Origin of the sequence: Vreelandella nanhaiensis (genome assembly GCF_003990185.1) — a bacterium.
GTDB lineage: Bacteria > Pseudomonadota > Gammaproteobacteria > Pseudomonadales > Halomonadaceae > Vreelandella > Vreelandella nanhaiensis.
On the sequence record NZ_RZHF01000013.1, the window covers coordinates 25,471 to 38,196 of the forward strand.

The following is a 12,726-nucleotide window of genomic DNA, read 5'->3' on the forward strand; positions in this document are numbered from 1 at the left end:
TGCTGTGTTTAAGTGCTAGGCATCAATACGCTTATATTTCATTCGCTTGGGCGTGTCATTGCCTACCCGTTTTTTGTGGTCTTCCTCATAGTCTGTGTAATTACCATCGAAGAAGACAACTTCAGAGTCACCTTCAAAAGCCAGAATATGGGTAGCGATACGGTCAAGGAACCAACGGTCGTGCGAAATTACCATCGCACAGCCAGGGAATGCCAGCAGGGCTTCTTCCAATGCGCGTAAGGTTTCGATATCCAAGTCGTTGGAGGGCTCATCCAGCAGCAGTACGTTGGCGCCCTGTTTCAGTGTCTGGGCTAGCTGCAGGCGTCCACGTTCCCCGCCGGATAGCTCATCCAGACGTTTTTGCTGGTCGTTGCCCTTGAAGTTGAAACGGCCAACATAGGCGCGTGATGATACTTCGTAGCCGTTGATATTGAGAATATCCTGCCCGTCAGAGACGGCTTCCCAAACGGTCTGCTTGTCGTCGAGCGCATCACGCAGCTGTTCAACATAGGCAATATCTACCGTTTCGCCGATAACAACGTTACCTTCATCCGGCTGCTCTTTGCTCGTAATCAGTTTGAACAGCGTTGATTTACCGGCACCGTTACCCCCCACAATGCCGACAATCGCACCTTGTGGAATAGTAAAGGAAAGATCCTGATAAAGCAGTTTATCGTCAAACCGCTTAGTGACATTGTGGAACTCGATAACCTTGTCACCCAGGCGCGGACCAGGCGGAATATAGATTTCGTTGGTCTCATTACGCTTTTGGAAATCGCCCGACTGCATTTCCTCGAAACGGTTGAGGCGCGCCTTGCTTTTAGCCTGACGCCCTTTAGCGTTGCTGCGAACCCACTCAAGTTCTTGCTTGATCGCTTTTTGACGCGAAGCTTCCTGCTTGGCTTCCTGGGTCAGGCGCTGCTCTTTCTGTTCCAGCCACTGAGAGTAGTTGCCTTCAAAAGGAATACCCTGGCCGCGGTCAAGTTCCAGAATCCAGCCCGCCACGTTATCGAGGAAGTAACGGTCATGGGTAATGGCAACCACGGTGCCATTGTAGTCGTGGAGAAAGCGCTCCAGCCAAGCAACCGATTCAGCGTCCAGGTGGTTGGTAGGTTCGTCCAGCAGCAGCATGTCAGGGCTTGAAAGCAGCAGGCGGCAAAGCGCGACACGACGGCGCTCCCCCCCCGACAGATTGCCTACTTTAGCGTCCCAAGGGGGAAGGCGAAGTGCCTCTGCCGCTACTTCAAGCTTGCGTTCAAGGTTATGGGCATCAGCTGCTTCAATAATGTTTTCCAGGCGAGCCTGCTCGCTTGCCAAGGCATCAAAATCAGCGTCGGGTTCGGCATAGGCTGCGTAAACTGCGTCGAGTTTCTCCTGAGCTTCCTTGATGGCCCCCAGAGCTTCTTCGACGGTATCACGAACGTTCTTCTCGTCGTCGAGTTGCGGCTCCTGGGGCAAGTAACCCACGTTGATACCCGGCATCGGACGAGCTTCACCTTCAAACTCTTTATCGACACCAGCCATAATACGCAGCAGTGTGGATTTACCCGCCCCGTTCAAACCTAGAACGCCAATTTTGGCGCCCGGGAAAAACGAGAGCGAAATATCCTTGAGAATTTGTTTCTTGGGCGGCACAACTTTGCCAACCCGATTCATGGTGAATACGTATTGCGCCATGGAAATCCGTTAGGTTGATGAATAACGACAGCAATATGCTGGAGTAGGGCTCAAATGATAGTGTGCTGCGCCTGGAAAGACCAGAAGAGGGGGCATGAATGCGTTAATCCATGCATACAATGTGGAACGAGTATCGGCGTGTAAAGGGCATGCATACTAGCTGCCCCTTGTACGAATATTCCTTGAACAGTCCGTCAGGCGTGCAGCTTAAACATCCCAGTCGTCTTCAATAGCACGCTGCAAGCGGCGCTCTTCAAGCCAGGCTTCTACTTGGCGACGAGCACGTAATGTATCGGCCTTACTGGGCTTGTGCTTGCTGTACTGATCATCATTGACGGCATCAAGATTCTCGAATTCGTCAGCTTCCAGGCTTTCGGCCGAGTAGTTTTCACGATTTAAGGGGTCACGGCTCATGGTATGCCCTCCAACCCACGCCAGCGTACCGGCATCACAACGGCTTCCCTTTTAAAGAGAAGCGCCAAACGCTGTTTCAGCGCCTAGCCGCTATATATCGCTATATGGGTTGAAGGTCAAGTCATTTTTAAGTTTTATAAAGCGTGTTCTACACGGGGCGGGTTATCGCTGTTTTGTAATTCAGCCAGCGCATGCTGTGCTTCGATACGCGCAGTCACATCTTTCTGTACGCCGATAAAATACATCAGGTTCTCAGACTCATCGAACACCGGCGTCATGGAAAGCTCGTTCCAGAACATGGTGCCATCCTTGCGATAGTTACGCAGGACCTCACGGCAGGGTCGAAGGTTTTTCAACGCATCTCGAATGTTGTTTAAGGCCTCTTGATCCCGGTCATCGTTTTGCAAGAACCGGCAGTCGCGGTAAAGAATTTCATCAGCACTATAACCGGTCAGACGTTCAAACCCTTTATTGACATAAATGAGAATATTTTCATCACCTTCTTGCTCGGCAACCACAATGCCGTCTTCAGAAGCGTCAATGATGCGTTCGAGTAGTTCGGGGCTGATCAAGGGAGATCGTTTCATCTAAGGATTCCTATTGCTGCCTTGGTTCTTCCGTAGCCATGGCGCTGTACATCAGCGCTGGAGCTAAGCGGCATTTAAAATCACTTATCAAGCTGTAGAATAACAAAAGCTCAACATGTCGCTGCTATCTATCTACCATCATGGCGAGCGCTGCGGTTCATTGCAATGATGGCCGTTATTCCACTTCTGGGAGCTTGTGGGCACTCAGCATGGCGCCGACGGCCGTAACCGCTAGCAGTATCAGCAGCGCTGCGCTGCCCAGCCATTGGGCCAGCGCGCCAATAACGCCCCCTACTAACAGCATTAATACGCCTGTTAATGTATTGGAAAGCGCTATATAAAGCGCTCGATCATCCTGAGTAGCCATATCAATGAGATAGGTTTTACGCCCTAGGCGAACACCATGGTGAACAATCACCAGCAATCCATATACCAGCGCGTACGGCCAGACGTTTTGCGTCCAGTCGCCAGGTAACCAGGCGAAGCTGGCCCCCAGCAAGCAGCACATAATAGTGCCAATAGCGGCATTACGCATGACGCGACGGCTTGACTGATCAGCCAGCTTTCCCCAAACGGGACTGGCCACCATGCCAGCAATACCGGATACCACCACCAGCAGACCTAGTCCGCCCAAATCGGCGCCGCTTTGCTGTTGGCCAAGTAATGCAATATAAGGCAATGCTAGGGCGCTGGAGAGTAAAAGTGCACGGGATACGTTGAAGTGTAAAAAAGTGCTGTCATCCTTCATGAGCGAAAGGCCAAGTTTGATGCTGTCCCAGGCATTTTCTCCACCTTCCACCGCGCCGGGTACTTCCTTGATACGTGCAGTGCATACTGCATTCAATAACCAGCTACATGCAGCCACACATAAAAGTACTGCCAACGCCAGGTTTCCTGGTTGATCTCCCAGCAGTATTAATACACCACCTGCGACAAGTGTCGCGGCCCCGGCGATGCTGCCGCTCCAGCCCATTAGCGTTCCGCGTCGACGTTTGGCAATGGTTTTACCCATAACATCTTTGCTGGCGATAGAGGAAAGGCCGCGCGCCAGTGACAAAACTATCAGGACGATCAATACAGCGGCCCCGCCCATGCTGCCACTGCCGGTTAACGCTAGCCCGGCAAGAGCAAAGGCCGTGCCCGCCTGAAGTATCGCTCCCATTACCCATACGCCCTTGCGCTTGGGCTTCAAGCGAATAAAGCCCGCCACGAGTATTTGGGGTAGTAGGGCGCCCGCTTCGCGAATGGGCACCAGCAGCCCGATCATCCACACGGGGGCGCCAATAATTCCCATCAACCAAGGCAAGACCAAGCGTGCACTTGATAGCTCATCGGCCAGTTTGTTGCCTAGCGAGGCCCACAAATGCAGAAAAAAATTACGCGGCTGTTCACTACATGCTCCCTCAGGAATGTCATCACAGAGGCGGCTATCCTCATCGCCTGTCAGCCATTCAAAAAGACGAGACTGAGAAACATCATGTTCGGCCATTAGTGCTCCTTGGCGGTTACTATCCTGGGGTGACAAAATGCAGTACCAGAATGTCACATTATATTGAGCAGGAGCCCAAAAGTGTCACGAATTCAGATTCGTTATTGTACCCAGTGTCAATGGCTGTTACGCAGCGCCTGGTACGCGCAAGAGCTGCTTTCAACCTTTGGAGAACGTATTGATGAAGTGGCGCTTGCCCCTTCTCATGGCGGCACTTTCGAAATTTGGTGTGATGACATACTGCTTTGGGAGCGCAAACGCGATGGTGGCTTTCCAGATAGTAAAGTGTTGAAGCAGCGCGTTCGCGATCAGATCGATCCCGACCGTGACTTGGGGCATGTTGACCGATGAGTCAGGATCGCCAAGCTATGTTGTACGGGCTGGGAGCTGTGGCCTTATGGTCGACCGTTGCGACCGCATTTAAAGTCGGCTTGGGTTGGATGAGTCCGCTTGAGCTGATGTGGCTAGCGGTTCTAGTGTCCTGGCTACTTATGGGTGGGCTGGTAATCCGACAGGGAGCAATGAAGCAAGCGCTGAGCCATGGCTGGAAAACGGCACTTTGGGCGGGCGTCATGAACCCGGCGGCTTATTACCTGGTACTGTTTGCCGCTTACGACCGCCTGCCAGGACAAGAGGCAATGGCGCTAAATTACACTTGGGCGTTAGCCATGGCGTTTCTGGCTGTGCCATTGCTTGGCCAGCGTCTAACGCGCTTTGATGTTATCGCCGGGTTGGTGGCCTATGCGGGCGTTTGGGTCATTGCGACGCGAGGGGCCGTGCTGAATGTCTCGTTTGCCGACCCTTTGGGCGTGTTATTAGCCCTCTCCTCAACACTTTTATGGGCGTTTTACTGGTTGCTTAACGCGCGCGATACACGCCAACCTCTAGTCGGTCAGTGGCAGAATTTTACCGTTGGCCTGCCCATACTGACGGTTTTATTGCTAATTGGTCCAGGTTTTCAATGGTATAGCTGGACAGCTCTCGGGGCAGGGGTCTATGTTGGTTTGTTTGAAATGGGCATCGCCTTTGTCTTATGGCAGATGGCGGTTCATCGTGTATCGCGTACCGCCAAAGTCTCCAATCTCATTTTTCTTTCCCCTCCTGTATCCCTAATGCTGCTTTTCTTGGTAGTAGGAGAGCCCATCTTGCCCTCAACGCTGATCGGTTTGGTATTGATTTTATTAGGGCTGGGCTTACAGCAAAGCCAGAAACACAGCTAAGCTTTAGTAATGGCGTGTATAAATTTGAATTAGTTCATTCTTTTTTTGTATTTTTTTGTGTTCGTGTATTACGATAGGTGATTAATGAGCATATATTAAGTCTATCGGCTGAATATGCTTACCAAAATGTGACTATTTCAAATTATCACTTCTAATGATAGCTGCTAGGCTTGTGGCGGTTAGGTGTCTACAAAAGCATGGAGGCTAAATGCTTAGTTGAATGACCAGAGAAGTGACATCAGCTATAGGGAACGTAACGAATGAAGCACGTAGTAATTCTAAAAAAGAAGAACGTTAATTTACGCTGTGTTTCTCTACCGCTAATGGCTATCGCTTTAACTTTTGGGCCATTGACTAGCGCGATTGCTCAAACGCTACCTCAAAGCCTTTATTCGCCGGGCAGCGATGATCTGCAAAGTGTCGTGCAAAAGGCGATCTCCACTAATCCTGAAGTCGAGGCTGCCTGGTCGCGTCTACGTGCCGCAGAAAATGATATCGGCGTGGCTAGAGGTAACTATCTACCCAGTATCGACTTAGCTGCAGGGGTTGGTCGGGAATCCATCGAAGGTGATGGTCGTGGCAGCTATGAAACTGATTTTGTCGAGCTGACTCTACGCCAAATGATATTTGACGGCTTTGCAACCCGCAGCGAAGTTGAGCGGTTGGACAGAGCAGAGTTGGTCACCTATTACGAGCTAATTGGCGCCAGTGAAACGACTGCTCTTGCAGCTACTGAGGCTTATCTAGACGTTGCGCGATACCGCGAATTAGTCAGGCTAGCGCAAGAAAACTATGCCCAGCACCAGAAAGTGTATCGGCAAATTGAAGAGCGCACCATGTCAGGCGCTGGCCGGGGGGTCGATCTTGAGCAAATCAGTGGTCGGCTATCGCTAGCGGAATCAAATTTGATGACCGAAGCGACTAACCTGCATGATGTCACTGCTCGTTACTTGCGTATTGTTGGTGACTTGCCAGCCCAAAACCTGATTCCTGCCCCCACCTTTGAGGAAGAACTCCCCTCTAGCGTAAGCGAAGCCGTTAATTTAGCTTTTGAAGGCAACCCCGATTTTCACGCCGCAATAGAAAATATTAACGTCCAGCGTGCTGAACGAGAAAGTACCCGTGCAGGGTTCATGCCCACTATTGATATCCAAGGTAGAACAGGTACCAACAACCAGAATGATGCCATTTCAGGCCGCCGCGATGAGCATAGTATTCAATTAGTAGCGAGCATGAATTTATATAACGGCGGTAGTGATCTAGCCGCTTTCCGCGCCGCTAGCGACCGTATTGAAGAAGCCGTTAATCAGCGCGAACTGGCCTGTACAAACGTACGTCAGACCACGCAAATTGCTTACAACGATGCTCAGCGTCTTCGTGAACAGCTCACTTATTTAAACCAGCACCGACTCTCTATTGATCGCGTAAGAGGGGCGTATCAACAACAGTTCGATATTGGTCAGCGTACTCTTTTAGACGTGTTGGATAGTGAAAATGAGTATTTCGAAGCGAGTCGTGCCTATGCCAATGCGCAATATGACATCACCCTAGCCGATGCAAGGACCTTGGCGGCGACGGGCCAGCTAATGAAAACATTAAACATTATGCGTGATGATATGCCTACGTTAGCTGAGCTAGGCAATGACGGGGTGGCCATTACGCCAGAGATAGTGTGTCCTGTTGCTGGCCTCGGTGGTTTTAAATTAGAAGATTTTGTGGGTGGTGATTTCACGGCGCCTGCGCCGACCAGAGCGCCTGATGTCACGCTCTCCACCGATGCACTATTTCCCATCAACAGTGCTGTATTGGGAGCAGACACTCGTGAAGAGCTCGCTAGGTTAGCCAGTGAGATTATGCAGCGTGATGATATCGCTCGGGTGTTTATAGCTGGTCATGCTGACAATACCGGTACCGATGCAATTAATGATCCTCTCTCACAGCAGCGTGCTGACAGCGTGGCACGTTTTTTTGTTGAGCAGGGAGTAGAGCGTAGCCTCATGCAAACAGAAGGCTATGGGTCTAAACGGCCAACCGCCACCAACGACACTGTTGAAGGGCGCCGCCAGAATCGGCGTGTAGAAGTGACGTTAGAGCGTTTTAACGAGCTAACGACGTAAGCACGCTAGTTGGTATAGAAATGATAGGTGTTGAAACAATAGGTCTGGATTTGGCACCACCATGTGTTGAGTTTATTTGAATAAACGCTTATGGCACATAGCATTCCAAAATATGCTATGTGCTATTTTATTGTCAGAGGTGCACATTGTTAGAGCATGATCGAACGTTATCTCGTAATGAGGCATATGATTCTTCATCCAATAACGATGAGCTACTGCGTTGTTTACAGGCAGTGGCGAGAATGCACCAGCATGAAATTTCGTCTGAATCGTTAACGGCAGGCTTGCCGTTAGAAGACGGAAAATTGACGCCTTCTGTATTTGCTCGGGCTGCAGCCCGAGCGGACATGACCGCCAGCATTGTTAAAAGTGGATTGGCCAATCTCAATCCAGAGTTGTTTCCTGTCGTTGTCCTTCTTGAACCCGGCCGTGCGTGTATCGTCACTGCCATGGATGTAAAGAAAGGGCGTGTGAAAGTTGTCTTCCCCGAACTTAACGAAGCAGAAGTAGAAGTAGGGCTTAACGAATTAGCCTATAGCTATTCTGGCGAGTCTATTTACGTACGTCCACGCCTGCGTCTTGATAACAATCCTGAAACTAAGAAAAAGCCGCGCGGACATTGGTTTTGGGGAGTTATCCAAGAAAACAGGCGACTCTATCGCGATATTATTATTGGCTCGGTAGCAATTAATCTATTTGCCTTGGCGATGCCGCTGTTTGTGCTGAATGTGTACGACCGAGTAGTGCCCAATCAAGCGACTGAAACCCTGTGGGTGCTGGCGAGCGGTATTTTTATTGTGCTCTGTTTTGACTTGGCATTGCGGTTAATGCGCAGTAGCTTCGTTGATCTCGCCGCGAGCCGAGCCGATGTAAAACTATCCTCTTCCATTATGGCAAAAACCTTGGGGCTGCGGCTGGAGGATAGGCCTGCTTCTACGGGGTCATTCACGTCTACTCTGCAGTCATTTGAGTCGATACGTGCGTTTATTGGTTCCGCGACCATCCTCGGTATTGTTGATCTGCCTTTTGTACTGCTATTTGCGGCTATCATTGCGTTAATTAACCCATGGCTAGTGTTGCCTGTTTTAGTTGGCATTATATTTGTATTGCTCTATGCCCTGGCAGCCCAGGGTAAGTTACATGAACTCTCACAAACGACCTGGGAAGTAGGCGCTCAGCGGAATGCTCTGCTGGTCGAATCTGTTTCTCAACTTGAAAATGTAAAAGCACTGCGTGCTGAAAGCCGTATACAGCGTCACTGGGAAAAGGCCACCGCTTTTCTGTCGCGTACCAGCGCCCAGCTGCGGCTGGTGAGCACCTCCGTTTCGAACGTGGCGCAATGGGCGCAACATAGTGTGGCGGTTTGCGTCATTATTGTGGGTGTTTATCAAATTATCGAAGGTAATCTTTCTCAAGGCGGGCTTATTGCCGCTTATATGCTCTCCTCTCGGGCGATGGCGCCGGTTAGTCAGGCCGCGGCACTGTTAGCTCAGTATCATCAATCCTCAACGGCGTTAGATTCGCTCAATCAAGTAATGGATAAACGGGTTGAGCGCCATGAAGGAAAAGTGTATGTCGAGAAACCCAGCGTAGCGGGTGATATTCGGCTGGAAAAGGTCACCTTGCGCTACCCCAATGAAGAGCGCGATGCGCTACGTGATGTATCCATCTCAATTAAAGCCGGTGAAAAAGTCGCCTTACTGGGCCGCATAGGCTGCGGTAAGTCTTCGCTGAACAAACTGGTGTTAGGCTTCTATCAACCCTCTGCTGGCGCTGTGCTGCTTGATGGTGTTGATATCCGACAAATTGATCCTATACAGCTGCGTCGACACATTGGCTACGTTCCCCAGGACGTCAGCCTTTTTTCAGGCTCGCTACGCGACAATATTGTCGCGGGCGGGGGCAGTGATCGTCTTCATGATGAAGCGTTGCTCAACGCCTTGAATGTGGCGGGTCTACAGCCGTTGGTCAATAGCCATCCACGGGGAGTGGATTTAGAAGTAGGGGAGCGTGGGCAGGCATTGTCGGGAGGTCAAAAACAGTCCGTAGCGATCGCGCGGGCATTAGTCCACGATCCATCCATATTGTTATTGGATGAACCGACAAGCTCGATGGATAACGCGAGTGAAGAGGCCTTTAAAACCAATCTCCGTAACGTGGCAAAAGGGAAAACAATGCTCGTGGTGACGCATCGTACGTCGCTGCTGTCATTGGTAGATCGCATTATCGTTATGGATGGCGGCAAAGTCGTCGCGGATGGCCCCCGCGACACGGTAGTGGAAGCGCTCCGCAAAGGTCAGATTGGGAGGGCTTCCTGATGGTTAAAAAAACAACCAGAACAGCCGAACAAAAAGGCTTTGAGGCTATTGGCAGGTTCTCGGAGAAGGGTAAAAAGCCTTTTCGCCCCTTTATTGACCGCTTGTTCGCGCGACGCGTCACGTCTGCCCATTTAAATCGGGACTGGGCGAGTGATACCGACTGGGCGCGGTTGCAACAAGAACCCATGCGGGCACGCGTGTTTCTATACGGTGTTTGCCTGGCTTTTGTGATGCTTATTATTTGGGCCTGCTTTGCCGAGATTGATGAGGTGACACGTGGGGCGGGACGCGTTATTCCCGCGAGCCAGCTGCAACGAATTCAGTCTTACGACGGTGGTGTCGTTGAGCAGGTCATGGTGCGTGAGGGCCAAGTAGTCGAGGCGGGTCAAGTATTAATGCAAATTGATCCGACCCGATTTGTGTCTGATTTCCGTGAAAACCGAGCGCAGAGGTTCGCGTTGCAAGCTAAAGCCGAACGCTTGCGCGCCCTAGTGACCGGCTCTCCATTTGAACCTGATGAGGAGCTGCGCGAAGAAGTGCCTGCCATCGTGATTCAAGAACGCGAAGTTTATGAGAGTCGACGTGAAGAGTTGCGTGAGCAAGAGAATGTACTTAGAGATCGTATTCGTCAGCGACAAGAAGAATTAAGAGAGGCGGTTGCCAAGCGTGATACTGCTCAGCGTGAAGCCAATATGGCAACCCAGGAACTTAATCTAACGCGGCCACTGTTGAACTCTGGTGCCGTTTCAGAAGTGGAAGTGTTGCGTTTGCAGCGGGATGTTTCGCGTGCTACCGGTGAGCGTAACCAGGCCGATGCGGCGGTCTCTCGCCTGCAGGCCGCGGTAGAAGAATCAGAGGGGCAGTTACTAGAGCTTGGTGCAGAGCGCCGAAGCGAGTGGCGTAACGATCTCGCTGAAACATTGGGCGATTTAAATGCGCTGCAGCAGTCAGGGACAGGCCTGCAGGATCGAGTGCGGTTGACGGAGATTCGTTCGCCGGTGGATGGGGTGGTGCAGCGCGTCCATATCAATACGATTGGCGGCGTTGCGCAACCTGGTCAAGAAGTGATTGATATTGTTCCTAGTGACGACCAGCTACTGGTTGAAGCACGGATTGCCCCACAAGATATTGCTTTCCTGCATCCCGGCCAAGCCGCCACGATCAAATTGACAGCCTACGACTATGCCATCTATGGAGGGCTGAAGGCTGAATTGGATCACATTAGTGCCGACACGGTGACGGATGATGATGACAACACTTTCTATATCGTCAGGGTGCGCAGCCTTGCAGAACAAGATGTAGCGGATTCGCTTCAAGTCATTCCAGGGATGACGGCGCAAGTAGATATCATCACCGGTAAACGAACAATAATGCAGTTTTTGCTTAAACCTATTTTGCGGGCGTGGCGTGATTCGATGGGGGAGCGGTAATGGGACATTGGTTTGTAACATTGGATGCCAGCCTCAAGGCACGCTGGCAAAAGGCGTTTCCCGATGCGCAATCCTCCACAGCTGACGTGGTTGAGCAACATGCTAAATCGGGGGATCTTGTATGGATCGCCAGTTCGGTTGCGTCGTGGCCCACATTAACTCAGCGTTTAGTGCCCATGGGGCTAACGGTGGTGATTCTTAGCTATTCACCTCACGATAAAGAAGCGCTAAAGGCCTTGGACCTGGGCGCGCGTGGGTATGTACATACACTAGCCGCAGTGAGTGTGTTGGAGCAGGTCGCTCTTGTCGTTTCCAACCAGGGTATTTGGGTAGGACAGGAGTTACTTGCAAAAGTGATCGGCGGGTCATTTAGAGCGCTGTCACAGCGTACGGAAGCTCCCGCTAACGATTACGACGACCACCTTGGCGTGCTTACCGAACGCGAGCGAGGCGTCGCATTGGCGGTGGCGCGTGGAGCGACCAATAAGGAGGTGGCGCGCCAACTTGATATCACCGAGCGCACCGTAAAAGCCCACTTAAGCGCTATTTTCAGAAAATTGTCAGTTCGCGACCGTTTGCAGTTAATGCTTAAACTCTCATCAACGAATGAACGCGTGGTTTCCTGAGTCTATCAATGCGCTTTTACCAGTGCTATTTCGTAGTCTGATAGAGCGCATATCCCTCCTTTTTGACTCAATCTTTCCCATTCTATTTCTGTCCATCGGTACAATATTTTTTTGTAGTTCGCTTATTTAGGATGATGGTATATGCCGCTAATTGCCTAGTGCTGAGGCGCTAGAAAACGGCTTTTCATTCATTTGGGAGATTTACATGGCAACTGCAACCATTATTTCTATTACAGGTCAGGCTTGGGCGCGTGATGAAGCCGGTAACTTGCGTGAGCTGAGTATTGGTGATGTGTTGCAGGAGGGCGAAGTCCTAATTACCTCCAGTAATGGCAGTGTGGAGCTGGATTTTGCTGATGGTACGGGTCTTAGTCGAGTAGAAGGTGGACAGGAAGTTGCGGTTACTCCCGACTTGGTGAGTGACCTCATTGTTGCCACTGACGCCAGTGCCCAAGACGATGACTTAGAGGCGTTGCTTGCCGCCCTTGATGACGAAGACGGCGACTTACTCGATCTTCTGGATGCAACCGCTGCTGGCGGCGTGGGTGCCGGTGGAGGCGGTGGCGGTAGCGATTTTGTTCGCCTTGCCCGTATTACTGAAGAGACAGATTCGCTGAGCTTTGAAACTTCTGGCGGCCTTGAGGACGCGGAGTTGATTGATTTTGGTGGCGCTCCTGATGCCGAAATAGCAGAAGAGGTTGATACCACCGCCCCGGCGGTCTCGGTCGACCTTGAAGCCGCCACGGGCGATATCTACAGCGCCGACGAAATCAGCAACGGCGTTAACGCCACGGTCACGCTCGGCGCAGGCACTGCGGTGGGTGACACCCTGGTGGTCATCGACGGCA

Annotated in this window: 11 protein-coding genes; 7 read left to right on the top strand and 4 right to left on the bottom strand. The window is 51.3% G+C overall.

Annotation, left to right across the window (positions count from 1 at the left end):
* Positions 1 to 15 precede the first annotated feature (15 nt).
* From ettA to ELY38_RS08925, 4 genes are all read right to left on the bottom strand, one after another.
* Positions 16 to 1,677 (bottom strand): energy-dependent translational throttle protein EttA, encoded by a 1,662-nt coding sequence (gene ettA, locus ELY38_RS08910; protein ID WP_127061475.1) that lies wholly within the window; start codon positions 1,675 to 1,677, stop codon positions 16 to 18.
* Between the two features lie 207 nt (positions 1,678 to 1,884).
* Complete coding sequence (locus tag ELY38_RS08915; protein WP_127061477.1) at positions 1,885 to 2,091, bottom strand: PA3496 family putative envelope integrity protein; 207 nt, start codon at positions 2,089 to 2,091, stop codon at positions 1,885 to 1,887.
* 134 nt (positions 2,092 to 2,225) lie between these two features.
* Positions 2,226 to 2,678 (bottom strand): PAS domain-containing protein, encoded by a 453-nt coding sequence (locus ELY38_RS08920; protein WP_127061478.1) that lies wholly within the window; start codon positions 2,676 to 2,678, stop codon positions 2,226 to 2,228.
* Between the two features lie 175 nt (positions 2,679 to 2,853).
* Entirely contained in the window at positions 2,854 to 4,167 is a 1,314-nt protein-coding gene (locus ELY38_RS08925) for an MFS transporter (RefSeq protein WP_127061480.1), read from the bottom strand.
* Positions 4,168 to 4,248: 81 nt separating this feature from the next.
* On the opposite strand from ELY38_RS08925, the gene ELY38_RS08930 reads away from it, so the two are divergent.
* The 7 genes from ELY38_RS08930 to ELY38_RS08960 all read left to right on the top strand — a co-directional run.
* Positions 4,249 to 4,518, top strand: coding sequence for an Rdx family protein (locus ELY38_RS08930; RefSeq protein ID WP_127061482.1), 270 nt, complete (start codon positions 4,249 to 4,251; stop codon positions 4,516 to 4,518).
* Positions 4,515 to 5,387 carry a DMT family transporter gene (locus ELY38_RS08935; protein ID WP_127061484.1) on the top strand — a complete coding sequence of 291 codons (873 nt, stop codon included), beginning with the start codon at positions 4,515 to 4,517 and terminating at the stop codon, positions 5,385 to 5,387. The genes ELY38_RS08930 and ELY38_RS08935 overlap by 4 nt, the downstream gene beginning before the upstream one ends.
* A gap of 260 nt (positions 5,388 to 5,647) precedes the next feature.
* Positions 5,648 to 7,504: a TolC family outer membrane protein gene (locus ELY38_RS08940; RefSeq protein ID WP_127061485.1), complete on the top strand. Its 1,857-nt coding sequence runs from the start codon at positions 5,648 to 5,650 to the stop codon at positions 7,502 to 7,504.
* 146 nt (positions 7,505 to 7,650) lie between these two features.
* Complete coding sequence (locus ELY38_RS08945; protein WP_127061487.1) at positions 7,651 to 9,822, top strand: type I secretion system permease/ATPase; 2,172 nt, start codon at positions 7,651 to 7,653, stop codon at positions 9,820 to 9,822.
* A complete protein-coding gene (locus tag ELY38_RS08950; protein ID WP_127061489.1) occupies positions 9,822 to 11,252 on the top strand; it encodes an HlyD family type I secretion periplasmic adaptor subunit in 1,431 nt (476 codons plus the stop codon). The genes ELY38_RS08945 and ELY38_RS08950 overlap by 1 nt, the downstream gene beginning before the upstream one ends.
* On the top strand, positions 11,252 to 11,878 hold the full coding sequence (locus tag ELY38_RS08955; protein WP_127061490.1) for a response regulator transcription factor: 627 nt from the start codon (positions 11,252 to 11,254) through the stop codon (positions 11,876 to 11,878). The genes ELY38_RS08950 and ELY38_RS08955 overlap by 1 nt, the downstream gene beginning before the upstream one ends.
* 205 nt (positions 11,879 to 12,083) lie before the next feature.
* Positions 12,084 to 12,726, top strand: a 643-nt coding sequence (locus ELY38_RS08960) for a retention module-containing protein (protein ID WP_127061492.1), incomplete at its 3' end; no start/stop codon positions are given.

What these genes read in the sequence shown, in the direction of transcription:
- ettA (WP_127061475.1), bottom strand. Translation starts at nt 1,677, where the DNA reads ATGGCGCAATACGTATTCACCATGAATCGGGTTGGCAAAGTTGTGCCG.
- ELY38_RS08915 (WP_127061477.1), bottom strand. Translation starts at nt 2,091, where the DNA reads ATGAGCCGTGACCCCTTAAATCGTGAAAACTACTCGGCCGAAAGCCTG.
- ELY38_RS08920 (WP_127061478.1), bottom strand. Translation starts at nt 2,678, where the DNA reads ATGAAACGATCTCCCTTGATCAGCCCCGAACTACTCGAACGCATCATT.
- ELY38_RS08925 (WP_127061480.1), bottom strand. Translation starts at nt 4,167, where the DNA reads ATGGCCGAACATGATGTTTCTCAGTCTCGTCTTTTTGAATGGCTGACA.
- ELY38_RS08935 (WP_127061484.1), top strand. Translation starts at nt 4,515, where the DNA reads ATGAGTCAGGATCGCCAAGCTATGTTGTACGGGCTGGGAGCTGTGGCC.
- ELY38_RS08940 (WP_127061485.1), top strand. Translation starts at nt 5,648, where the DNA reads ATGAAGCACGTAGTAATTCTAAAAAAGAAGAACGTTAATTTACGCTGT.
- ELY38_RS08950 (WP_127061489.1), top strand. Translation starts at nt 9,822, where the DNA reads ATGGTTAAAAAAACAACCAGAACAGCCGAACAAAAAGGCTTTGAGGCT.
- ELY38_RS08955 (WP_127061490.1), top strand. Translation starts at nt 11,252, where the DNA reads ATGGGACATTGGTTTGTAACATTGGATGCCAGCCTCAAGGCACGCTGG.